This window comes from Arthrobacter gengyunqii (assembly GCF_023022985.1).
Classification (GTDB): Bacteria; Actinomycetota; Actinomycetes; order Actinomycetales; family Micrococcaceae; genus Arthrobacter_B; species Arthrobacter_B gengyunqii.
The window spans coordinates 198,692-221,371 of sequence record NZ_CP095461.1 but is presented as its reverse complement, the minus strand read 5'-3'; the positions used below and the strand labels follow the sequence as shown (position 1 = coordinate 221,371).

The following is a 22,680-nucleotide window of genomic DNA, read 5'->3' as shown; positions in this document are numbered from 1 at the left end:
GCTGCCGGCTGCTGGCCCGCTCACCGCCATGCTCGCTGCCAGTTCACGTTCAGCGGCACGGGCCATACTGGGACGATGGCCAACCTATTCTCCACCTGGCGCCGGCAGCTGATCGGCACCTTCAGCAACAACGCGACCGAGGTTCCGCAGTGGGAGCTGGAGTTGGCGAAGGGCGACGACGTCGGGCACTTTGGTCCGGAATCCGCCGTCTGGGCGGTGCACGGGTCCATGACCCCGATCATCGCTGGCATCCGCGCACTGCTGCTGCAGGCGCTTCATCCCGGCGCTATGGCGGGGGTCCACGACTTCTCCGACTACAAGAACGATCCGCTGGGCCGGCTCGCCGGCACCATCCGCTGGATCTTCACGGTCACCTACGGGGGTACGACGGCGGCGAAGTCCGGCTCCGACTGGGTGCTGCGGCTGCACGAACGCGTCCACGGCACCTATGAGGACGCCGCCGGACAGGAACGGCCCTACTCGGCCAACGATCCTGAAATTGCCCGCTGGGTGCATCTGGCGTTCACCGATGCCTTCCTGAGTTCCCATCAGCGGTTTGGCGGCCCCATCCCGGGCGGCCCGGACGCCTACGTGAACGAGTGGGCGGTGGCCGGAGAGCTGATGCGCATCGAGGATCCGCCCCGCTCCGAAAAGGAATTGCGGGCACAAATGGCAACGTACGACGGCGAACTGCGGAACAGCGACTACGTCCGGGAAGCCGTGGGCTTCCTCCGCCACCCTCCCCTGCCGCGATCCCAGCTCATGGGCTACCGGGTGCTCTTCGCCGGCGCCGTCGCATCCCTGGAACCAAAGCACCGGGAACTGCTGGGATTGAAGGAACCCCGGCTGGGACCGTTCCGGGTACCAATGCGGCTGCCGGTCAAGGCGGTGCTGGGCGTCATCCGGTTCGGGCTCGGCCCGATGGGCCCCAGCGAGCGCTCCGCCCGCGAGCGCATTGAGCGGGTGAACGGGCTGGACAGGCAGGACGGCTGAGCCTGCGGGCGGCAGTCCGCTCCCGAAACAGTGCAGCAGTGAGCGGTTCATCTTGAAGGGCGGCCCGGCATCGGATGTACTGTTCGCACACAACGCGGGTTGCGTGACCCCGCGGCAACCCTGGAGGCGGGCATGGCACAGGCACACGTCATCAAACCACTCACCCCGGAGACCTATCCGGCGTGGCTTGCCCTCGCGCAGAAGCACAACGGGGTGTGGGGCGGGTGCTACTGCTCGTACTTCCACGGCGACACGCAGGACACCGTCAAGAATGAGTACGACGGGCCTACCTTCAAGCAGCGGCTCGTGGGCGAGGGTGCAGCACACGCGGCTCTGGTGTTCGACGGCGACGCGGCGATTGCCTGGTGCCAGTACGGCAGTCCGGACGAGCTTCCGGGGATCTACCACCGCAAGCAGTACGACGCGGGCGAAAAGAGACCGGCACCGTGGCGCATCACGTGCTTCTTCGTAGACCGCGACCACCGGCGCTCCGGTGTGGCCCGGGAGGCACTGGACGGTGCGCTTGAGCTGATCGCCCGGGCCGGCGGCGGCGAGGTGGTCTCGTTCCCCAACGAACTCGTCCCCGGCAAGAGAACCTCGTCCTCGTTCCTCCACAACGGCACGAGGGCCATGTTCGAGAAGGCCGGATTCACCTTCGAGCGGCACATCGGCAAGCGCAAGACCGTCATGCGCATCAGCATCGAGCCACGGTAACCGGCGTGGTCACGGGGTCACTGCCACCGTCACTGTCACTGTCATGTGAGCCACAGGCCAAGCTGATCAAGATCACAAGAAGCGGGCGGAAAGCCCCCTTCCAATCCCCCCGGGCACGGTGGAACCATTTAAAGGACAGCAACTCCCAACCCGTATCCGGCGCGCATCGGCGCGCGCTCCCCATGCAGGAAAGGAACTATGCACAAAGCTGTACCGTCACTGATCATCGCCGGCCTGCTGGTAAGCGGCGGCGTCGTGTCCTGCGGAACCTCCGGAGATTCTTCCTCCCCCGATACCTCGGTCAGCGCCTCTGCTTCCCCCTCCCCGGAAGTCACCGTACCGGCGGACCAGATGGACCAGCTGGTTCCCGCGGACGCCCGGGCCATTACCAACCCGGCGGACCCGCAGGCCACCCTGGTGCTCTTCACCGATTACCAGTGCCCCTACTGCGCCATGATGGACCCCTTGATCCAGCAGGCCAAGGCCGACTACGGAGACGAGGTCCGCATCGTCGTCCGGAACTACCCGCTCCCCAAGCACAAGAACGCCGAGCCGTCCGCCCGCGCCGTCGAAGCCGCTGCGGAGCAGGGCAAGTTGGAGACCATGGCCGCCAAGGTCTTCGAACACCAGGAAGACTGGAAGAACGAGTCCAACGTGGATGACCTGTTCGCCTCCTACGCCGAGGACCTTGGCCTGGACATGGAGCAGTTCCGGTACGACTATTCCTCCGATGCCATCAAGGAGCGCGTAGCCAGGGATCTGCAGGACGCCCAGGATCTGGAGGTCAAAGGCACCCCCACGCTGTACCTGGACGGAACGGCCGTGCAGATGCAGGCCGGCGACTACAGCGAGATTTCCGGCCCGCTGGACAACGCACTCGGCAAATAAGTACTTGCGCCTAATAGGCGGCCCACACGCCCGGCTGGACCGGCACGAACGCCGCACAGACAAAGAAACACCCCGGCCCAAGGGACCGGGGTGTTTCTTATTGGCGGAGGATGGGGGATTTGAACCCCCGAGGGCGTTAACCCAACACGCGTTCCAGGCGTGCGCCATAGGCCGCTAGGCGAATCCTCCAGGCTTTGCTCCCGAAGAAGCAGATATAAGACTACCCGACAAAGAGTCAAACCAACGAATCGTGTGCTTCAGTCGTCTGCTTGCACGGCGTCCGGGAGCTTACTGCCCCATAACCGCAGACCCATGTCGACCAGTGGAATGGCCAGCCAAGTGACGATGCCTGCAACCGGGTTGATGAACGCCACAGGGATGGAAACGAGGAAAACAGCGGGAGTTACCGGTGCGCGCACACGGGCATAGGTGATCAGCCGCGGATCCACGTCTTCCTTGAACATTCGACGACGGCCCGCATAGAGCCACAGCGACGTGTTGGCTGCGCCGATGAACCCAAGCGTGGCCGCGTAGATGACGACGCCGATCGCCCGGTCGGAATGGAAAGCCAACATGTCGGTGGCATAACCGAGCAGGCCGATAAAGAAGAGCAGCACCAGGTTCAGTCGCTGGAGCCCGGCGGTGAACCCCTTGAGCAGCCGAAAGAGCCGATGATGGCTGAGCCAGTACGTGCCGGCGACGGCGAAGGACAGCAGATAGGCAGCGAATTCCGGCCACTGTTCAGCGACCGCCCGTCCCATTTCGTTGCCCGGAACCTGCGGAATCTTGATGTCCACGGCCACCAGCGTCATGGCAATGGCAAAGACGGCGTCGCTGAAGAAGGTGGTGCGTTCGATATCGGAGCCGGAAGTAATACGGCGGGTATAGGACTGATGCATATTCCCTGGCACAGGTCCATCCTTGCCGGTGCCCCGGCAGGCGTCACTCCGGGACGGCCGGATCAACCTCAGCGGAGGGGAATACGCATGCAATGGCTTATGTTCGGCCAGCGGACATTTTCTGCCTGGCTGCCGGGCTGGTTATCCACTGTCCCTCACGCATGACGGCCCGCACCATCAGGTTTGGGTCCAGAACAACAAGATCAGCGCGCTTGCCGGCTTCGATTCGTCCCACATGGCTGAGATTAAGCATCGCCGCCGGGTTCTCGGTCAGCGACCTGACCGCAAGCGGTAAAGGTATGCCTGCCCTCTTCACTGCATAGCGGAGAGCGGCGTCGAGAGTCAGGGTACTCCCGGCAATGCTTCCGCTGTCGACTGCTCTTGCCTGCCCATCCTGAACATCCACCGCGACCCCGCCAAGATAATAACGACCTTCCGATGCGCATGCAGCGGCCATGGCGTCAGTCACGAGAACCGTCTTGCATGGGCTGTTAAAGACTGCGCGAATAGCTACTGGGTGTAGATGCACGCCGTCAGCTATGACTTCGCAAAATACAGCGCTGTTTTCCAAGAGTGCCCCCACAGGTCCGGGTTCACGGTGGTGAATGGGGCGCATTCCGTTAAACACATGTGTACCGACACGCGCGCCCGCATCGATAGCGGCGCGGGTCTGGTCGTAACTCGCACCTGTGTGGCCAATGGCCGCAACTGCTCCGTGGTCTCTGATTTCACGAATAGCCTCGTGGCTGCCCTCCAGTTCGGGCGCCAGCGTCACCATGCGAATTGCACCTGCACCGGCTTCAAGAATCTCCATTACATCCCCAATTCTTGGGTTCTTCAAGAATTGGGGATCATGTGCGCCCCGATGGTCAACGCTTAACCACGGGCCTTCAAGGTGGATTCCAACAATTACCCCTTGCAGTACTTTTCCTGAAAGCCGTCGGACGCTGGCAACAAGTTCTTCATGGGGGCGTGTAACAAGGCTCGCCATCATCGACGTTGTCCCGTGCAGGAGGTGGATCGCGGCAACATGATCGGCAGCATGTGCATCCTGATCGGTGAAGGAGTATCCACCTCCGCCATGGACGTGCGCGTCTATGAATCCCGGGACGACTGTGGCTTCGAGACTGTATTCAGCCGGGCGGGGAGGCTCACCGGAACCCACACAGATGATGTCCTTGCCCTTTACCTCGATCCAGCCTGGCTTGTACTCGACGTCGGGGGTGAGGACTGTTGAAGCTTCGATGATCATAAACAACATCCGATTCTGGTGGCCGCCGTTTGGTCACGAGGGTACACCGGTTGTCACCAGCAAATCCCGCGCGTTCAGAGCCGCCCCGATGAAGCCGGCATCCTGCCCCAGTTTGGCGGGCAGGATCTCAGGGCGCCGATAACACATGAGCAAGTTGTCCACACGATCGCGAAGGGGCGCAAGGAGTTCATCACCGGCCTGGGATAGCCCACCACCGATGATGAACGCTTCTGTTCCGATAATGTTGACGCACTGCGCGATGCTGAACGCAAGCGCATCCAGAGCCTCGTTCCAGACCTGCTTAGCAGTCGCATCCCCGTCACGGGCACGGGCCAGGACCTCTCTGGAGCCGTCCACTTGGTTTCCTGACCGCACTGCATACCTGTGTGTGATTGCGGCTGCGGACGCAATGGATTCAAGAACTGCAGTGCCGTTCCCTGAGGCGGCCGGAACGAGGGCCTGCCCGATTTCGCCTGCATAGCCACCAGCGGTGACTCGTTTACCCTCGCAGAAAACAGCTGCGGCAATGCCGGTTCCGATGATCACAACCACAACGTCCCGGAAACCTTTTGCCCCTCCCACCCAAAGTTCAGCGTCCCCTGCCGCAGAGACATCGTGGCCGAAAGCCACCGGCATCCCCAAGCGCCGTTCCGTTTCCTTGGCAAAGGGGAAGTCCCGCCATCCGAGGTTGGCGGAGTAGACAGCTGTTCCCGTTGCCGGGTCAACAATCCCGGGAACGATGAGTCCCACAGCACCTATTCGGACTTGTGGGAGCTCCAAAGTGAAATCGCGGGCCAGCGCAGCGATTCGATCCAACACTGCTTCTGCGGGCTTGGCCTTGTCCACGGGAGTCGGGACACGGCAGAACTCCAGCACCTTGCCGGAGTCATCGACCACTCCGGCCTTGATGTATGTTCCGCCGACATCGAAAGCCAGAACTGCTGATGAGCACACACCCAGTGATATTACTGGCACTGACATGGTTCTAGTCCGTTCCACTGAGAGTCATGAAGTCCATCGCCTGTTGTTCCCCATATTGATCTTCATGCACCGGCTAATTTCCGTCACGAGCGAGGTCGCAGAGCACTGTGTTCGGTGACCGTTAGTTATGCTGCATCAACCTACGCCGATACATCAGGATTGCACTGCCAAGCAGAACAGATAGGAGGGCAACAGATCCCAAACCGATTGCAGTGGCGGGCGTCAGATCACCACCCGTAGCTGCAAGAGCACCTGTGTGGGTTGGAGATGCCGACGGCTCGGTGGGGACCGTCGTGGGGGCTGCGCTTGGCGTTGGTGACACCGACGGCTCGGGATCCCGTGGAGTGGGGGCTGCGCTTGGCGTTGGCGACACCGACGGCACGGGCTCAACCTCCCCCGGACTGACGTCTCTGGCGCCAATCATCACAGTCTGCTCAAGCGAGTTCGTACCCTCAGACTCGTTCCATGTCCCCGCATTCGCCGTCCGCACAGAGAACCGGGTATCCGAGGCTGTACCCGCGTCAGATGAGGGCAACGCAACCGAGAGCTCATAGCTGCCTTCCGTAAGGGAAGCCAGCGCCGGATCGGACAAATTAAGAGTGGTCGACAACGTGGTTGTCGTTCCGGGGAGCCAGCGGCGGACATCAGCGTTCGATGTAAACGGAACTGAGAGTGTTGCCCCGTCACTGCCCGTCAGCTTGAGCATTGCTTCTCGAGGGACATAGGGAGCTGCCCACCCATCATTGCGCACATCTACGGAGACCGTGACGGACTCGTCAGCCGGCGCTACCGATGAAGACTCCATAACGAACCGATAGCCGAGCCTCTTCGCTGTCTCAGCGAGCCCTGCTTCTCCCCAGGAATTCAGCACGTCTCGGTTGTAGTCACTGTTGAGATAGCTGTAGTGATAGCGAGCCAACTCCGCCGAGGCGCTGTCCCACTCTGACCGCGGCGGGTTCACGTTACAAGTCTCGCCGCCGATCGGAACGTACAGGCTGTCGGCCTCCAGATACTCCTGATCCAAGGTAATCGGGTCTGAGAGGAAGGTTCCCCAATCATCCGGAGCAGCGAGCAGGCAATCATTGTGGTGTCCCACACGGGCGAGCGCTGTATCCGTGAACGCTTCGGCGCCCGTTACTGCACTCGACGCTGCAGCGGGCACGCCTAGCATTTGCTGTTTCGATGCCATCGTGCGCACCTGCACACCACGGTCGGCAGGGAGCTCCTCAAGGAGTGCCTGCGTAACGGCAGAACGCTTAGCCCAGTCCTGCGGCGTCACAACGCCAGGATTCGCCGGGTCTGTAACGAAGTGGTCCGTGTAGTAGCCCTCTCCCCACAAACCGATGAGTCCGTTCTGCACCACGGGAATCACATCGGCATTCTCGCGCAGCACCGGCCCAAGCTGTTTCACATGCGCAAGAACAACGTCAACGGGAGCGTCTCCGTAGGGCGGTTCGTACGGCCACGCGCCACCTTGCAGGTAGGCAAACCGCGTAATTACTGAGACTCCAGCGGCTCGCGCCGTGTCGAAGTCTGCCTGCACCAGCGACAGAAACTCGTCATCGAGAATCGGATTCGCCGCGAACTTCTCCAAATAGAAGACACGCAGGATCTGGGTAATGCCCTCCGACCGGAATCCTGCCAGAGCCGTTCCGTCGAGCGGAACGTAGCCCGAGCCATCATCGCGGTAGTGTGTCTCAGTGTGGTGGTAAAAACCGCGCTGCGGGTTCGCGATCACCTCATCGCTGGGTTCGTACGCCACGCTGGCGACCGTGTCTCCCGGCACAAAGATGGATGGCGCAGGAACGTCCGAGGGTGCAGATTCAAGGGCGACGGCGGACGCAGGCAGCCCTGAAACGGCAACCACGCCTGCCAGAAGAAGAGCCGTTATTGGTCTTTTCATGATTCTCCAGGTGTCGAGGTTTATTTGAGTCCGCTTGAGGCCAGGCCGTCGATAACCCGGCGCTGCAACAAGATGAACAAGAGAAGCACCGGGGCCATGGCGAGCAAGCTCGCTGCCATAACAACGGGGTAGTCAGTGGTGCGGTCACCGATCAGGGTAGCCAGCCCCGCAGACAAAGGCATCCGGTCGCTGTAGGTGGTGACCACCAACGGCCAGAGCAACTCATTCCATGACCACAACACTGTCGTTATGGCCAAGACACTCATCGTGGGCCTAGCCAGCGGCAGCATGATCCGCCAGAAGATCTGAAATGGGTTCGCTCCGTCGAGCCGAGCCGCTTCCTCCAACTCCGCGGGCATGGCCAGAAAAGCCGTCCGCATCAAATAAGTGCCGAAGGCGCTGAAAAGACCCGGCAAAACGAGACCGCCCAGGCTGTCGAGCAGACCCAGGCCCTGCACAATTTGATACTGAGAAAGCAGATACACCTGCGAGGGCACCATCAGGATTGACAGGACAAGCGCGAGCAGGACCGACCGACCACGGAAGCGCATCCGGGCAAAAGCGTAACCAGCAAGCGTGCAGAACAGGATCTGCGCCAAGGTCCGGACCACTGTGATGATCACGGAATTCTGCAGCTGGCCCAGGAACGGCAGCCGCTCGAAGACCTCGACGTAGTTCGACCACTGCAGCTCAGCCGGCCAGAACACTGGCGCAACGCTCTGAACTTCGGCATTCGTCGACAGCGACATGATGATTTGCCAAACGAAGGGAAAGGCCATGACCATGGCGCCGAATCCAAGCACGATATGTGCGACCAGATGCGAGCCACCCCGCCTTGGCGCCCGCGCTCTCGCACTGGAACGGGGCTGCCTCATTGCCGAGCGCAGTTCCACACCAAGTGCGGGGCCGGTGCTGGCTATGGGCGCTCGCACTGGCGTTATCGGGTCAATCACTCTGCACCCACTTCTTCTGGAATCGGAACTGCAGCAGCGTGACAATGCCAATGATCACGAGGATCACCATGGCGATCGCCGCTGCGAAGCCCTTGTCGTTGTTGACGAATCCTTCTCTGTAGAAGAAGTAGACGAGTGACATGCTCTTCGGCAGCACGGGATTGCTGCTGCCCAGGATCGCGTAGAGCAGATCGAAAAGCTGGAAACTTGAAATGACCGTTACGATCGTGACGAAGAAAACGCTGGGCGAGAGCAGCGGAACCGTGATGAATCGGAACTGTCCCCAGCGGGTTGCGCCATCAAGCTCAGCGGCTTCGTAGAGCTCCGGGGGAATGTTCTTAAGCCCAGCCGCCAGCACGATCAGGCTAAACCCGAGCGACGACCACAGCCCCACGATCGCCACCGCCACCATGGCAAACACAGGCGTGCTGATCCAGTAGGGTCCGTCGATGCCAAGAAATCCCAGACCGTAGTTCAACAGCCCGAAATCGCCGTTAAAGATAAGTCGCCACACCATCGCCACCGCAGTGGGCATAGCAACGTAGGGGAGGAAGAAAAGCACCCGGTAAAGAGATGCGAATCGAAGACCCGGCAGGTTCAGCAGACTCGCGAGGTAAACCGCGATGGGGATACCCAGCATGACAATTGCCGTGTAGAGCAGGGTGTTGCCTAAAGAGCGGTACAACTGGGGGTCGGTGAACAACTCGACGTAATTCTCGATGCCTGAGAAAGTTGACCCGCCGAACGGACCTGTCTCCGTGAAAGACGTCGCCACGGTCTGCACAATCGGCCAAAGATAGAAAACTGCGATCCCGAGCACCAGGGGGGCGATAAAGAGCCAGGGCCACAGGCCGTCTCCGCCACGGCGTCTGTTGTTTTTTGCGGGGGAGGGCGGCAGGATCGGTCTGACCCGCCCGGGCCCGCCCGCAAAGGGCGGCGCGGGCGGGCCCGAAGGATGTTCAGCTGTCGTCATTGCATCATTCCTCAGCGAGGGCCGCGTCCATGTTGTTCGCGAGCTCATCCACTATCTCCTTCACGGGCTTCTCCCCCGAGAAGGCCTGTGGCAGCAGATCGGCCTCAAAGGCGTTCCATACAGCAGAGTTCTTGCTCACCGGCAGCGGCTCCGCGTATTCAAGCGCATCGAGGAATACCTGGAGATTTGCCTCCGGCATTGAGCCCGTGAATGCGCTCTGGGTTCCGTCGAATGCGGGAATAACCGCTCCGGCGTCGCCCTGTTGCTGTTGCGCATCTTTGCTGGCGAGGAATGCCTGCAGCGCCTGCGCCGCTTGCTTTTCCTTGGACGCGGCCGATACAACATTGGCAACCCCGTGGATTACGGTGGCTTGCTTTTCCCCCTGCGGCAGCGGCAACACAACTACGTCACTCTCAAGCTCCGTGTCGGTCAGCGCCGAGCGGAACCAGCTGCCGCCCCAATACATCGCAAGCTTGCCGGAAGTGAACCATTGATCCGCTGTGGTATCAGTGAGCTGTTGGATGGAGGGTGAACCGCCGTTGGCAATGAGGTCAGTCCAAAACTGGATTCCTGCCTGTGCTTCCGGAGAGGAATAGCCCGATGTACCCTCGTCCACCACATCGCCGCCGGCCTGGAAGATCGTGTTGTAGTAGGTTGTCTGTCCATCCATGCCGGCTGCACCGCCATACGCGCCGTCAGCTGCGAGCGCCGTTGAGATGTCGGACGCCGTCTTCTGGAACTCGGCCCAGGTCCAGTCACCATCGGGCAGCTCTACGCCCGCCTTCGTGAAAAGTGCTTTGTTGGCCCAAATGCCTATCGTGTCGAAGTCCTTGGGCACCCCATATGGCACGTCGTCGATGGTGTACAGGTCCACAAGCGCCTCCGGATAGTTCGCCGGATCGATGTCGCCTGCATCCATGGCACCCGTGATCGGCTCAAGCTTGCCATTTGAGGCGTAGAGGCCAATATTCGGACCATTCATCCAGAAGAGGTCCGGAAGAGTGTCGCTCGAAGCCTGTGTTTGCAACTTCGTCCAGTACTCCGCAAAGGGAGTGACGTTGACGGTCACATCAATGTTCGGGTACTCCTCATTGAAAGCAGCGATGTTCTCGTCGATCGCCGCCACCTGGTTCTGGTCCCAGACGCCATAAGTGATGTTTGCTGCGAGGTCCTTGTCACCGGTCGCGTACTCAGCAGGCTCGGCAGATCCTGTATCCGAGCCACATCCAGCGGCCACCATAGCCAATCCGACGCTCAGCGCGAGCCCGGCGGCCATGCGTCGGGTTGGTTTGCGCCGGCCGGCGGCGGGCCGAGCGGGAGAAGGGGACATGTTTCTCATGAAGAGGTCCTTCCAAGGGTTGATTGCGAGGTTTGAATGGAGGCAGTCGACTGGGAGTCCGTCGGTGTCGAGGGAGAATGCGAGAGTTGCAGGGCTACGTGCGCCGGCAACTTGGGTACGTCGAATGGCCGCGAGCCGTTACGGAGGGACTCGACGGCAAGGTAGCCTGCAGCGACCGCCTCCCGGGCAGCGAGAGGGCTGACGAGTGTCGGCGTACCGTCGACCAAGCTGTTGAAGAACTCAGTCATAGTGAGCAGGTCAGCGTCTTCGTGACCGCTGGTTACGCCCTCGATGGGATACTCGAGGTCACCGGCCACCTGCCATTCGTGGCGCCTGTTCCAGACTTTGATAACCCCTCCGGCAGTGTCACCGATGTTCTCAAGCCGTCCCAGGGTCCCGATCACCGTGTAGTTGCGCCAGTAGTCAGGGGTGAAATGACACTGCTGATAGCTGGCCATCACTCCGTTATCGAGTGTCATCAGCATCATTGATATGTCTTCCACATCCACCACGGGGTTCAGCCCGGTTTGCTCGGCCGGAGGCCAGTTATCATATGAGAACCAGTCGGGCATGGTCTCGCCCTTGCGGTGGCGACGGTCAGTGATGTTGCCGTAGACCATCAGATCTCCCATGGCTACTACCCGACGGGTGTATCCCGAGGCGAGATAGTGGACAACGTCGATGTCATGGCTGGCCTTCTGGAGCAACAGAGTGCCGGTCTTCGAACGGTCGGCGTGCCAGTCCTTGTAGTAGTAGTCGCCACCGTTGCCAACGAAATGCCGAACCCACACGGCTTTGACTTCTCCGATCTCACCTCGATCGATAATGTCGCGCATTGCCCGCACCACGCCGGAGTGTCGGAAGTTGTGGCCGACGTACAGCGGCGTTCCTGTCTTGGCCGCGGTGGTGAGAACGCGGTCGGCCCCATCGAGCGTGATGGCCAGCGGTTTCTCGAGATAGGTTGCGATACCTGCGTTCAGCAGTCCCACCGCTATCTCTTCGTGGGTGTTGTCCGGTGTGGTCACTATCGCGGCGTCAATGCCGCTTTCATGTATCAGACTGTTGAGCTCCGAATAGACCGTGGCATCGGGGTATACGCGCCGGGCCCGGTCCCGGCCGGCGGGGTCTGGGTCCACGATGGCGACGACCCGAGCACCCGTGCGGGCACGGGCCACGTTCTCAGCAATCGAGGCGCGAGCTCCGAAGCCAACTACGGCAACGCGAAGCGAGTCGGCATTGGCGGCGGGGCCTGTCATGCTTTGGGTGTCCACAACTTTGTGCATGACGCCATCCTGCAGCACTTGCACGTATTTGTCACTAACTTATGGAAAATGAGCATGTTGTGACAATAAGGCAGGAGACTCCAGGCTCAAAGCGATATCGAAATTGTTAATATCCTCGTAACCTGACTTGGACGCAGGTGGCTCACTCGTCCCGGCGCGGTAAGCCCAGACCGGCCCGGATTTACCGGGAACTTGCGACTATGACGTCCACTCCCGCATTTGAAAACTCGTTGGCGAGTTCAGGTGAGAGCGGTTGGTCAGTGACGAGAACGTCAATGCTCTTGAGCTGGCAAATACGAGCAAAGGTGCTGCGGCCGAGCTTGGTGGCGTCCGCGGCGATAACGAGCCGCCGCGCAACCGCGGCGATTGCCCGGCTTGCCTCCGCCTCACCCTCATGCAGTGTGGTCGCACCAAAAGCTGCACTTAAACCGTCGACCCCAAGAACCGCCGTATCGATGGTGAAGTCCCTCAACGAAGCAGCCACAAGGGGTCCTATCAGCTCATAGGACTGGCGTCGAGGAACCCCTCCCGTCACAACTATCTTGATGTGTTCGCGTACTGACATCTCGTAAGCGATATTGAGCGCGTTGGTCACGATCGTGACACCGGGGGCATCGCCTGCCGGACGCAGCTGCTCACTACGACCCAGCACCCGTGCGACTTCACTGGTAGTGGTTCCGCCGTTCAGGCCTACGGACTCGCCTGGATGGATCAGCTCCGCTACAGCCTTGGCGATCGCCATCTTTGCGTCGGCCTGACGCGCAATCTTGTACTGCAACGGCAGCTCATAGCCCGACCCCAAGGCCGATGCGCCCCCATGGGTGCGAGTGACGAGCCGCTGTTCAGCGAGGGTGTTGAGGTCGCGCCGCACAGTAGCCGTGGAAACTCCGAGTGCTTCGCTCACCTCTGCGATGGAAATGCTTCCCCGTTCACTCACGAGGTCGAGTACCACATTTAGGCGCTGTTGCTGGGTCATTGGTCGGTCAACCTTTCGATATACGCTCATTTTCGCACACGCACCCTTGCTTACGATGATCAGTTCTGCTCAAATACAGGTAGATCAATCAAAACCAATCTAACTTTGTTCAGACCTCAAGTGACCGAAAGAAGCCAATGCCTTCCACCTTCGTCGAAGCAGAAATTGCCTCCCAGCCCGACACCTGGAGGCTTGCCGCCCAGTTGGTTCCCGACATCGCCAGCTGGCTTCCATGCAGAGGCGAGCGCGTCGCTGTCATCGGATGTGGAACCAGCTGGTTCATTGCCATGTCTTACGCAGTCCTTCGAGAGAGTGCAGGCCACGGCTTGACCGATGCCTTCGCAGGTAGCGAGTATCCCTCCAGCCGGGATTATGACCGCGTGATCGCCATTTCTCGCTCCGGCACCACCACAGAGATCATTAACCTTCTGAGGGATCTTGAATCGACCCCCACCACGCTCATCACTGCAGTGGCTGACTCGCCCGCGGCGGCCTTAGCCAGTGAAACCATCGCCATGCCCTTCGCAGACGAGCAGTCGGTTGTCCAGACACGCTTTGCCACTTCAGTACTGACGGTGCTGCGTGTCCATCTCGGCGGAGACGTCCAATCACTCATCACAGAAGTGCAGGCTGCTCTTGAAATACCTGTTGACGATTTGCTCACTGCGGATCAGTGCACTTTCGTTGGACGCGGCTTCGCCGTTGGGCTCTCGTTCGAGGCAGCCCTTAAGACGCGTGAGGCTGCTCAGTTCTGGTCGGAGTCTTACCCTGCCATGGATTACCGCCATGGTCCGATCTCAATCGCAGAGCCTGGCAGATTGGTCTGGAGTCTGGGAGAGCCTCCCGCAGGGCTCGCAGAAGAAGTCAGCGCCACGGGTGCCCGGTTCGTCCATCACGACTTGGACCCGCAGGCTGCGCTTGTCGTAGCGCAACGCTTCGCTGTAGGCCTGGCGAAGTCGCGCGGTCTTGATCCCGACCATCCCCGTTCCCTGACACGCTCCGTCGTCTTGGCATGACCATGTTGAGCGGCTTGCTCTTCACGGCATCCAGTGCCACCCAAGTTGCAGTATGGGGAATCGGAAATGCGCGTCTGCGGAAGTCCAGCTCATGGCTCGCGTAGTCGTTCTGACTCCCAACCCAGCTGTCGACGTCACCTACCGTGTCGCACAGCAGCTGGTCGGCGCAACGGTACGCGTTCTCGGCGTGCAGCGCCGCGCGGGCGGCAAGGGCATCAACGTTGTGCGGGTGCTTCGCTCACTCGATGTCGACGCCCTTGCTGTTCAGCCTCTTGGCGGTGCCACGGGTGAGGCAATACGTAATCAACTCGCCGAGGATGAAATTGCGGCAGTGAACATCGATGCTGGCCAGGAGACCCGCACAACAGTCGCGGTTGTCGACGATATGGAGCATCCAACGCTTTACGCAGAACCTGGAGGCAAGCTCAGCTCTCGGGTCTGGGTCCAGCTCCTCGACGCGATCGCTAACCATTGCGAACCAGGAGGCTTTCTCGTAATCGCAGGATCTTACCCACCCGGCACCACCTCCAACCAGATCGGTTCACTTGTCGCCGAGGGGAGGGCAGCCGGTGCATTCGTCGTTGTTGATGCAAGCGGGCCAGCGCTCATCGCCGCCGCCAACGCCGCAGCGCACTTGGTTAAGTCCAACGAGGAGGAACTGCTCGAAGCCTCTGGGTCAGTGAATCTGGAGTCCGGGATCTCCCAGCTGCTGACGCTGGGCGCAGGCGCTGTTCTCATATCACGGGGACCGGCTGGCCTCGAGCTCGTCTCAGCCGATGGGGCCAGGGAATCTCAGATCGGAGTCCCGGGAGTCTTCGGCAACCCGACCGGAGCCGGAGATGCTGCCACTGCGGGCCTTGTGTCAGCGCTCCTTGGCGGTGCGAGCCAGCGAACTGCGCTTAGACGGGCGGCCATTACTGGCGCGGCAGCGGTCCTCTCCCCGACGGCGGGTGAGATCCTTCCATCCGATCTGGCCGTGCTTGACGCACGCCTCGACGCCTTCGCCGATCAGCTTCCAACCCCAAAAGACTCATCACTACATAAAACCTGAGGTATTCATGAATACATCCACCGAGCTCGCACTCGTAACCAACGCCAACGCCGCCCGTCAGGGTATTGGTGCCTTCAATGTGGTTCTGCTTGAGCACGCGGAGGCGATCGTAGCCGGAGCAGAGAGCGCCGGAAAGCCCGTCATTCTTCAGATCAGCCAAAACGCGGCGAGGTACCACGGAGCGTTGGAGCCCATCGCTACAGCGAGTCTCGCGATAGCACGGGCAGCCGGGGTGCCTGCCATCGTCCATCTAGACCACGCCGAAGACCTTGAGCTGGTCTACTCCGCCGTCGAACTCGGTGTACAAAGCGTGATGTTTGATGGTTCAACTCTGGACTATGAAGAGAATGTTGCCACTACTCGAAAGGTTGTGGAGTTCTGTCACGCGCACGGCGTCTTCGTAGAGGCCGAGCTGGGTGAAGTCGGCGGAAAGGACGGGGTACATGCACCCGGGGCTCGCAGCCACCCGGACGAAGTAGCTGCGTTCGTGTCCGCTACCGGTGTCGATGCCCTCGCCGTCGCGGTCGGGACTTCGCACGCTATGACTACCCGTGTTGCAACTGTCGATCGCGAGTTGATCAAGGAACTTGCCGAAAGTGCCGGTGTCCCCCTGGTTCTGCACGGGTCTTCGGGGTTAAGCGACGACGAGCTGCTCGGCGCGGTTCGTTCGGGAATGACAAAGATAAACATATCGACTCATCTCAACGGACTATTCACTTCTGCCGCAAGGCTGGCGCTAAATGCTGATGCCAGCCTCATCGATCCGCGCCGTTATATTGCTCCCGCACGCGCTGCGATGGCGACAGAAGTCGATCGCCTGTTGTGTATGCTCGCGCCGTGAGCGGTTCCTTTCTCCAGCTGCCCGACACCGGTACCGATCGGTGCGCCGACCCGGTCCTCATATCGAATTTGGCACGTGCCATTGATTCTTCAACCAAACATCACGATCTAATCGACGTTCCCTACACGCTTGGCGCGCTGACGGCGGCACTGCGAGAAGTCGAAGCTCTCGCCGTAAACCGCCATAAGTGCCTGGCTATACCGATTGGGGTTACTCAGGCCAGTCTGGCGGATGTCGGCCGCAAGATCAGAGCATACGGTGCTGCCGCCGAACTGTCCTGGCTAGTCGGAGTGCTTCGCGGGGATGTCCTGACTTTAGGTCGCCTCCAGTTCGAGCGCACCTTGACGGCCGGCACTCGGGCAATGCACATTCCCGAAGGGCGCCCGTTGCATCCCGCGGTAGTCGACTCATCCCTCGGATCAGCGAGGACATATTTCGGTGAAGATCCGATTGTGTGCACGTCGTGGCTCTTGGATCCGTCCTTGCAGGCCTTGCCCGCGACGAGCAACATCGTGAACTTCGCCCAGCGATTTGAGATCGGTGCCTTCAACGCTGATGAAGAGGCAGACCTCGCCGTAGCGAAGTTCGTGTTCAAACGCCCACTCCAGGAGATTCTCGACCCAAACAAGTTTGTACCATCAACCAGTGTCCAGCGCTTGGTCATAGCCCGCCTGCGCGCCGGCTTTCATTGGTCGGAGCCCCGCGGCACACTGCGTTGAGAGACCTTCCCCTCAACCGCTGGTCTGGAAACGGCCAGGCCCGTCACAACTGGCGGTTAAACAGGTAAGGCCCCGCCAACCAGGCGGGGCCTTAAACAGTTGAGGCCCGTACCAAAAGGGTACGGGCCTCAACCTCTCAACCAAAATATTGTCCGGCGGTGACCTACTCTCCCACATCCTCCCGGATGCAGTACCATCGGCGCTGTGGGTCTTAGCTTCCGGGTTCGGAATGGGACCGGGCGTTTCCCCCACGCTATGACCGCCGTAACCCTACCACCCGCACCACCAGCCAAACACACCCGGTGGAGGGGAAAACATGGGTCACAACCAAACACACCCTTCACAGGGGTGCCTGTCATGAAAAAGTATTCACGCGTAAGAATGAACACTTCCTTTATTCTACGGCACCAAACCACCCATAACAGATGATTCAGTACCAGTTCCTTCGGTGACAAACCACACAACGGGTTTGTTATCCGGGAACCACATAGTGGACGCAAGCAGCATGATCAACATGATCCTTCTTTGGCGGGAACGTTTGAAGTCGTTTCCTGCCCAGATCATGGTGTGGTGTAAGTTATCGGCCTATTAGTACCGGTCAGCTTCACGGGTCTTTAGTCCCCGCTTCCACATCCGGCCTATCAACCCAGTGGTCTGGCTGGGGGCCTCTCACACACAAGGTGTATGGAAATCTCATCTCGAAGCGGGCTTCCCGCTTAGATGCTTTCAGCGGTTATCCCATCCGAACGTAGCTAATCAGCGGTGCACTTGGCAGTACAACTGACACACCAGAGGTTCGTCCGTCCCGGTCCTCTCGTACTAAGGACAGCCCTTCTCAAATTTCCTGCGCGCGCAGCGGATAGGGACCGAACTGTCTCACGACGTTCTAAACCCAGCTCGCGTACCGCTTTAATGGGCGAACAGCCCAACCCTTGGGACCTACTCCAGCCCCAGGATGCGACGAGCCGACATCGAGGTGCCAAACCATGCCGTCGATATGGACTCTTGGGCAAGATCAGCCTGTTATCCCCGAGGTACCTTTTATCCGTTGAGCGACGGCCATTCCACAATGTACCGCCGGATCACTAGTCCCGACTTTCGTCCCTGCTCGAGATGTCTCTCTCACAGTCAAGCTCCCTTGTGCACTTACACTCGCCACCTGATTGCCAACCAGGCTGAGGGAACCTTTGGGCGCCTCCGTTACTCTTTAGGAGGCAACCGCCCCAGTTAAACTACCCATCAGGCACTGTCCCTGACCCGGATTACGGGCCGAAGTTAGATATCCAGTATGACCAGAGTGGTATTTCAACGATGACTCCACCCGAACTGGCGTCCGGGTCTCACAGTCTCCCACCTATCCTACACAAGCCACACCGAACACCAATACCAAACTATAGTAAAGGTCTCGGGGTCTTTCCGTCCTGCTGCGCGTAACGAGCATCTTTACTCGTACTGCAATTTCGCCGAGTTTATGGTTGAGACAGCGGGGAAGTCGTTACTCCATTCGTGCAGGTCGGAACTTACCCGACAAGGAATTTCGCTACCTTAGGATGGTTATAGTTACCACCGCCGTTTACTGGGGCTTAAATTCCCAGCTTCGCCCGTAAGGGCTAACCGGTCCTCTTAACCTTCCAGCACCGGGCAGGAGTCAGTCCGTATACATCGTCTTGCGACTTCGCACGGACCTGTGTTTTTAGTAAACAGTCGCTTCCCCCTGGTCTCTGCGGCCCCGATCCCCTCCGGACAGCAAGTGTCCATCAAGGTTGGGGCCCCCCTTCTCCCGAAGTTACGGGGGCATTTTGCCGAGTTCCTTAACCATAATTCTCTCGATCGCCTTAGTATTCTCTACCTGATCACCTGTGTCGGTTTGGGGTACGGGCGGCTAAAACCTCGCGCCGATGCTTTTCTAGGCAGCATAGGATCACCGGATTCCCCCCTAAAGGGGTCCCATCAGATCTCAGGATCGTCATCAAAGACACAGCAACGGATTTACCTATCGCTGACCCTACATCCTTAGACCAGGACAACCATCGCCCGGCCCGGCTACCTTCCTGCGTCACACCTGTTAATACGCTTACCTCCCAGGTTACGGTCCCGCGCTCCACCAAAAACCGGGTCGCCACAAGGGCGGCCGGTCAGGTATTGGGCGGTTAGTATCCCCCGCTTGGTATTGGCGGTTTTTCGCCGGTACGGGAATATCAACCCGTTGTCCATCGACTACGCCTGTCGGCCTCGCCTTAGGTCCCGACTTACCCAGGGCAGATTAGCTTGACCCTGGAACCCTTGATCATTCGGCGGACGGGTTTCTCACCCGTCTTTCGCTACTCATGCCTGCATTCTCACTCGTGTAGGCTCCACCGCTGGTTTACACCGCGACTTCACTGCCCACACGACGCTCCCCTACCCATCCAAACGCTTGAACGAAAATGGATAAACCATCCGCTTGGCTAATATTTGAATGCCACAACTTCGGCGGTGTACTTGAGCCCCGCTACATTGTCGGCGCGGAATCACTTGACCAGTGAGCTATTACGCACTCTTTCAAGGATGGCTGCTTCTAAGCCAACCTCCTGGTTGTCTGAGCAACTCCACATCCTTTCCCACTTAGCACACGCTTAGGGGCCTTAGTTGGTGGTCTGGGCTGTTTCCCTCTCGACTATGAAGCTTATCCCCCACAGTCTCACTGCTGCGCTCTCACTTACCGGCATTCGGAGTTTGGCTGACGTCAGTAACCTTGTAGGGCCCATTAGCCATCCAGTAGCTCTACCTCCGGTAAGAAACACGCAACGCTGCACCTAAATGCATTTCGGGGAGAACCAGCTATCACGGAGTTTGATTGGCCTTTCACCCCTACCCACAGCTCATCCCCTCCATTTTCAACTGAAGTGGGTTCGGTCCTCCACGCGCTCTTACACGCGCTTCAACCTGGCCATGGGTAGATCACTCCGCTTCGGGTCTAGATCACGCCACTGCATCGCCCTGTTCAGACTCGCTTTCGCTACGGCTTCCCCTCACGGGTTAACCTCGCGACGTAACACTAACTCGCAGGCTCATTCTTCAAAAGGCACGCTGTCACAAGCACAACACCACAAGTGGCATCGCCCTGCTCCAACGGATTGTAGGCACACGGTTTCAGGTACTGTTTCACTCCCCTCCCGGGGTACTTTTCACCTTTCCCTCACGGTACTTGTCCGCTATCGGTCATCAGGGAGTATTTAGGCTTACCAGGTGGTCCTGGCAGATTCGCACGGGATTTCTCGGGCCCCGTGCTACTTGGGATCCTCTCCAAGCGGCAGCATACATTCCGGTTACGGGGCTAACACCCTCTACGGCCGGGCTTTCAAACCCGTTCACCTATGCACCTGCACTCACTTCACCGATCCGGCAGAATCGATACGGAAAGTCCCGCAACCCCAGTGATGCAACGCCCGCCGGCTATCACACACCACTGGTTTAGCCTCTTCCGCGTTCGCTCGCCACTACTAACGGAATCACTGTTGTTTTCTCTTCCTGTGGGTACTGAGATGTTTCACTTCCCCACGTTCCCTCCACGCACCCTATGTGTTCAGATGCGGGTCACCCGGTCACTCGCGCGCCGGGCGGGGTTTCCCCATTCGGACATCCTGGGATCAACGCTCGGTTATCAACTCCCCCAGGCTTATCGCAGATTCCTACGTCCTTCTTCGGCTCCTGATGCCAAGGCATCCACCGTGTGCCCTTAAAAACTTGACCACAAAGATCAATATATTATCGCTATCGAGAAAACCATGGAGGCCGGAAACAAATCCGGTCACCAGGTTTATCTGAAATTGCACTTAATAATTTAAGATGCTCGCGTCCACTATGTAGTTCTCAAACAACAACCCCGTCACACCCCTCCACCACCACGTATTCACCGTGGATGACTTCAGGCCTGCGCAGGAACAATCAGAAACAACACGGAACCCGTGCCCTTCCCAACCCTTCCAAAAAAGGCTTGAAAATTCTTCGGTCCTGTTATTTCAGGACCCAACAGTGTGCCAAACGGAAAAACCCGGTACTTGAAGACACCGGACACCATTTCCAACCATCCCCCGTGGACCGCCCTTTTCCGAAGAAAAAGAAGACCAGGAGTACGGCGTACTCTGCTGCCGGGCTCAACGCCGGGCACCTGCCTATTGATATTCCACCCTTGAGCACCCACCGGAAAACAAACGTTTCCGACATGGGCATCTCCTGCAAAGCACACATCCAACACTGTGGAAGGACGGGCCACTTTGAGGTGCTCCTTAGAAAGGAGGTGATCCAGCCGCACCTTCCGGTACGGCTACCTTGTTACGACTTAGTCCCAATCGCCGGTCCCACCTTCGACGGCTCCCTCCCACAAGGGGTTAGGCCACCGGCTTCGGGTGTTACCAACTTTCGTGACTTGACGGGCGGTGTGTACAAGGCCCGGGAACGTATTCACCGCAGCGTTGCTGATCTGCGATTACTAGCGACTCCAACTTCATGAGGTCGAGTTGCAGACCTCAATCCGAACTGAGACCGGCTTTTTGGGATTAGCTCCACCTCACAGTATCGCAACCCTTTGTACCGGCCATTGTAGCATGCGTGAAGCCCAAGACATAAGGGGCATGATGATTTGACGTCGTCCCCACCTTCCTCCGAGTTGACCCCGGCAGTCTCCTATGAGTCCCCGGCATAACCCGCTGGCAACATAGAACGAGGGTTGCGCTCGTTGCGGGACTTAACCCAACATCTCACGACACGAGCTGACGACAACCATGCACCACCTGTAAACCGGCCACAAGTGGGGGACCTGTTTCCAGGTCTTTCCGGTTCATGTCAAGCCTTGGTAAGGTTCTTCGCGTTGCATCGAATTAATCCGCATGCTCCGCCGCTTGTGCGGGCCCCCGTCAATTCCTTTGAGTTTTAGCCTTGCGGCCGTACTCCCCAGGCGGGGCACTTAATGCGTTAGCTACGGCGCGGAAAACGTGGAATGTCCCCCACACCTAGTGCCCAACGTTTACGGCATGGACTACCAGGGTATCTAATCCTGTTCGCTCCCCATGCTTTCGCTCCTCAGCGTCAGTTACAGCCCAGAGACCTGCCTTCGCCATCGGTGTTCCTCCTGATATCTGCGCATTTCACCGCTACACCAGGAATTCCAGTCTCCCCTACTGCACTCTAGTCTGCCCGTACCCACTGCAGACCCGGGGTTGAGCCCCGGGCTTTCACAGCAGACGCGACAAACCGCCTACGAGCTCTTTACGCCCAATAATTCCGGATAACGCTTGCGCCCTACGTATTACCGCGGCTGCTGGCACGTAGTTAGCCGGCGCTTCTTCTGCAGGTACCGTCACTTTCGCTTCTTCCCTGCTGAAAGAGGTTTACAACCCGAAGGCCTTCGTCCCTCACGCGGCGTCGCTGCATCAGGCTTTCGCCCATTGTGCAATATTCCCCACTGCTGCCTCCCGTAGGAGTCTGGGCCGTGTCTCAGTCCCAGTGTGGCCGGTCACCCTCTCAGGCCGGCTACCCGTCGTCGCCTTGGTGGGCCATTACCCCAACCAACTAGCTGATAGGCCGCGAGTCCATCCAAAACCGCATCAAGCTTTCCACGAACCCCCATGCGGGGATCCGTCGTATCCGGTATTAGACCCGGTTTCCCAGGCTTATCCCGAAGTTAAGGGCAGGTTACTCACGTGTTACTCACCCGTTCGCCACTAATCATTTTGTGCAAGCACAAAAGTCATCGTTCGACTTGCATGTGTTAAGCACGCCGCCAGCGTTCATCCTGAGCCAGGATCAAACTCTCCGTAAATGTGTTACAGACACAGCACCGGAGCCAAGGAAAATTGGCTGCACAGTCCTGCACTAAATTCGAAACCAGCTAAAAAAGCTGTCCCATACCCACGGGGTG

General features: G+C 59.2%; 16 protein-coding genes, 1 tRNA gene and 3 rRNA genes. 7 read left to right on the top strand and 13 right to left on the bottom strand.

Annotated elements, in window-relative coordinates; all coding sequences use genetic code 11:
• The first annotated feature begins 75 nt into the window (after positions 1 to 75).
• The 3 genes from MUG94_RS01140 (at position 76) to MUG94_RS01130 (ending at position 2,595) form a co-directional block, all read left to right on the top strand.
• Complete coding sequence (locus tag MUG94_RS01140; protein WP_227909162.1) at positions 76 to 993, top strand: oxygenase MpaB family protein; 918 nt, start codon at positions 76 to 78, stop codon at positions 991 to 993.
• A gap of 132 nt (positions 994 to 1,125) precedes the next feature.
• The gene (locus MUG94_RS01135) at positions 1,126 to 1,707 is read left to right on the top strand and encodes a GNAT family N-acetyltransferase (protein ID WP_227909163.1); all 582 of its coding nucleotides are present in this window, start codon (positions 1,126 to 1,128) and stop codon (positions 1,705 to 1,707) included.
• 198 nt (positions 1,708 to 1,905) lie between these two features.
• Positions 1,906 to 2,595: a DsbA family protein gene (locus MUG94_RS01130; protein ID WP_227909164.1), complete on the top strand. Its 690-nt coding sequence runs from the start codon at positions 1,906 to 1,908 to the stop codon at positions 2,593 to 2,595.
• A gap of 101 nt (positions 2,596 to 2,696) precedes the next feature.
• Here the strand turns inward: MUG94_RS01130 and MUG94_RS01125 are convergent.
• The 10 genes from MUG94_RS01125 to MUG94_RS01080 all read right to left on the bottom strand — a co-directional run bounded on the left by MUG94_RS01125 (position 2,697) and on the right by MUG94_RS01080 (position 13,154).
• A tRNA-Ser gene (locus tag MUG94_RS01125) sits at positions 2,697 to 2,784 on the bottom strand.
• Positions 2,785 to 2,852: 68 nt separating this feature from the next.
• Entirely contained in the window at positions 2,853 to 3,494 is a 642-nt protein-coding gene (locus tag MUG94_RS01120; RefSeq protein ID WP_227909165.1) for a TMEM175 family protein, read from the bottom strand.
• 97 nt (positions 3,495 to 3,591) lie between these two features.
• Positions 3,592 to 4,746, bottom strand: coding sequence for an N-acetylglucosamine-6-phosphate deacetylase (gene nagA, locus MUG94_RS01115; protein WP_227909166.1), 1,155 nt, complete (start codon positions 4,744 to 4,746; stop codon positions 3,592 to 3,594).
• A gap of 33 nt (positions 4,747 to 4,779) precedes the next feature.
• Positions 4,780 to 5,700, bottom strand: a complete 921-nt coding sequence (locus MUG94_RS01110) for an ROK family protein (RefSeq protein WP_341482177.1) — start codon at positions 5,698 to 5,700, stop codon at positions 4,780 to 4,782.
• A gap of 148 nt (positions 5,701 to 5,848) precedes the next feature.
• Positions 5,849 to 7,489: a DUF4832 domain-containing protein gene (locus MUG94_RS01105; RefSeq protein ID WP_247098825.1), complete on the bottom strand. Its 1,641-nt coding sequence runs from the start codon at positions 7,487 to 7,489 to the stop codon at positions 5,849 to 5,851.
• Between the two features lie 161 nt (positions 7,490 to 7,650).
• Positions 7,651 to 8,415, bottom strand: coding sequence for a carbohydrate ABC transporter permease (locus tag MUG94_RS01100; RefSeq protein ID WP_227909168.1), 765 nt, complete (start codon positions 8,413 to 8,415; stop codon positions 7,651 to 7,653).
• A gap of 160 nt (positions 8,416 to 8,575) precedes the next feature.
• The gene (locus MUG94_RS01095) at positions 8,576 to 9,556 is read right to left on the bottom strand and encodes a carbohydrate ABC transporter permease (RefSeq protein WP_227909169.1); all 981 of its coding nucleotides are present in this window, start codon (positions 9,554 to 9,556) and stop codon (positions 8,576 to 8,578) included.
• Between the two features lie 4 nt (positions 9,557 to 9,560).
• Positions 9,561 to 10,832, bottom strand: coding sequence for an ABC transporter substrate-binding protein (locus MUG94_RS01090; RefSeq protein ID WP_247098824.1), 1,272 nt, complete (start codon positions 10,830 to 10,832; stop codon positions 9,561 to 9,563).
• 59 nt (positions 10,833 to 10,891) lie between these two features.
• Entirely contained in the window at positions 10,892 to 12,178 is a 1,287-nt protein-coding gene (locus MUG94_RS01085; protein ID WP_227909171.1) for a Gfo/Idh/MocA family protein, read from the bottom strand.
• A 181-nt stretch (positions 12,179 to 12,359) separates the two neighbouring features.
• Positions 12,360 to 13,154, bottom strand: a complete 795-nt coding sequence (locus tag MUG94_RS01080) for a DeoR/GlpR family DNA-binding transcription regulator (RefSeq protein WP_227909172.1) — start codon at positions 13,152 to 13,154, stop codon at positions 12,360 to 12,362.
• Positions 13,155 to 13,291: 137 nt separating this feature from the next.
• Between MUG94_RS01080 and MUG94_RS01075 the strand changes: the two genes are divergently transcribed.
• From MUG94_RS01075 to MUG94_RS01060, 4 genes are all read left to right on the top strand, one after another.
• Positions 13,292 to 14,170, top strand: a complete 879-nt coding sequence (locus MUG94_RS01075) for an SIS domain-containing protein (protein WP_227909173.1) — start codon at positions 13,292 to 13,294, stop codon at positions 14,168 to 14,170.
• 91 nt (positions 14,171 to 14,261) lie between these two features.
• Complete coding sequence (locus MUG94_RS01070; protein ID WP_227909174.1) at positions 14,262 to 15,221, top strand: 1-phosphofructokinase family hexose kinase; 960 nt, start codon at positions 14,262 to 14,264, stop codon at positions 15,219 to 15,221.
• Between the two features lie 7 nt (positions 15,222 to 15,228).
• Positions 15,229 to 16,062 (top strand): class II fructose-bisphosphate aldolase, encoded by an 834-nt coding sequence (locus MUG94_RS01065; protein ID WP_227909175.1) that lies wholly within the window; start codon positions 15,229 to 15,231, stop codon positions 16,060 to 16,062.
• Positions 16,059 to 16,781 (top strand): hypothetical protein, encoded by a 723-nt coding sequence (locus MUG94_RS01060; protein ID WP_227909176.1) that lies wholly within the window; start codon positions 16,059 to 16,061, stop codon positions 16,779 to 16,781. The genes MUG94_RS01065 and MUG94_RS01060 overlap by 4 nt, the downstream gene beginning before the upstream one ends.
• A gap of 150 nt (positions 16,782 to 16,931) precedes the next feature.
• Here MUG94_RS01060 and rrf read toward each other — a convergent pair.
• The 3 genes from rrf to MUG94_RS01045 all read right to left on the bottom strand — a co-directional run bounded on the left by rrf (position 16,932) and on the right by MUG94_RS01045 (position 22,581).
• Positions 16,932 to 17,048, bottom strand: a 5S ribosomal RNA gene (gene rrf, locus MUG94_RS01055).
• A 300-nt stretch (positions 17,049 to 17,348) separates the two neighbouring features.
• Positions 17,349 to 20,513: ribosomal RNA gene (locus MUG94_RS01050) — 23S ribosomal RNA — on the bottom strand.
• Positions 20,514 to 21,053: 540 nt separating this feature from the next.
• Positions 21,054 to 22,581 (bottom strand): 16S ribosomal RNA (locus MUG94_RS01045).
• Together the 16S, 23S and 5S rRNA genes form the textbook arrangement of a ribosomal RNA operon.
• Between the last annotated feature and the right edge of the window lie 99 nt (positions 22,582 to 22,680).

Excerpts from the sequence above, each read along its gene's own strand:
- MUG94_RS01080 (WP_227909172.1), bottom strand. The coding sequence starts at position 13,154 with ATGACCCAGCAACAGCGCCTAAATGTGGTACTCGACCTCGTGAGTGAA.
- MUG94_RS01065 (WP_227909175.1), top strand. The coding sequence starts at position 15,229 with ATGAATACATCCACCGAGCTCGCACTCGTAACCAACGCCAACGCCGCC.
- MUG94_RS01095 (WP_227909169.1), bottom strand. The coding sequence starts at position 9,556 with ATGACGACAGCTGAACATCCTTCGGGCCCGCCCGCGCCGCCCTTTGCG.
- MUG94_RS01130 (WP_227909164.1), top strand. The coding sequence starts at position 1,906 with ATGCACAAAGCTGTACCGTCACTGATCATCGCCGGCCTGCTGGTAAGC.
- nagA (WP_227909166.1), bottom strand. The coding sequence starts at position 4,746 with ATGATCATCGAAGCTTCAACAGTCCTCACCCCCGACGTCGAGTACAAG.
- MUG94_RS01135 (WP_227909163.1), top strand. The coding sequence starts at position 1,126 with ATGGCACAGGCACACGTCATCAAACCACTCACCCCGGAGACCTATCCG.
- MUG94_RS01075 (WP_227909173.1), top strand. The coding sequence starts at position 13,292 with ATGCCTTCCACCTTCGTCGAAGCAGAAATTGCCTCCCAGCCCGACACC.
- MUG94_RS01085 (WP_227909171.1), bottom strand. The coding sequence starts at position 12,178 with ATGCACAAAGTTGTGGACACCCAAAGCATGACAGGCCCCGCCGCCAAT.
- MUG94_RS01140 (WP_227909162.1), top strand. The coding sequence starts at position 76 with ATGGCCAACCTATTCTCCACCTGGCGCCGGCAGCTGATCGGCACCTTC.
- MUG94_RS01090 (WP_247098824.1), bottom strand. The coding sequence starts at position 10,832 with ATGGCCGCCGGGCTCGCGCTGAGCGTCGGATTGGCTATGGTGGCCGCT.
- MUG94_RS01120 (WP_227909165.1), bottom strand. The coding sequence starts at position 3,494 with ATGCATCAGTCCTATACCCGCCGTATTACTTCCGGCTCCGATATCGAA.
- MUG94_RS01070 (WP_227909174.1), top strand. The coding sequence starts at position 14,262 with ATGGCTCGCGTAGTCGTTCTGACTCCCAACCCAGCTGTCGACGTCACC.
- MUG94_RS01100 (WP_227909168.1), bottom strand. The coding sequence starts at position 8,415 with ATGGTCATGGCCTTTCCCTTCGTTTGGCAAATCATCATGTCGCTGTCG.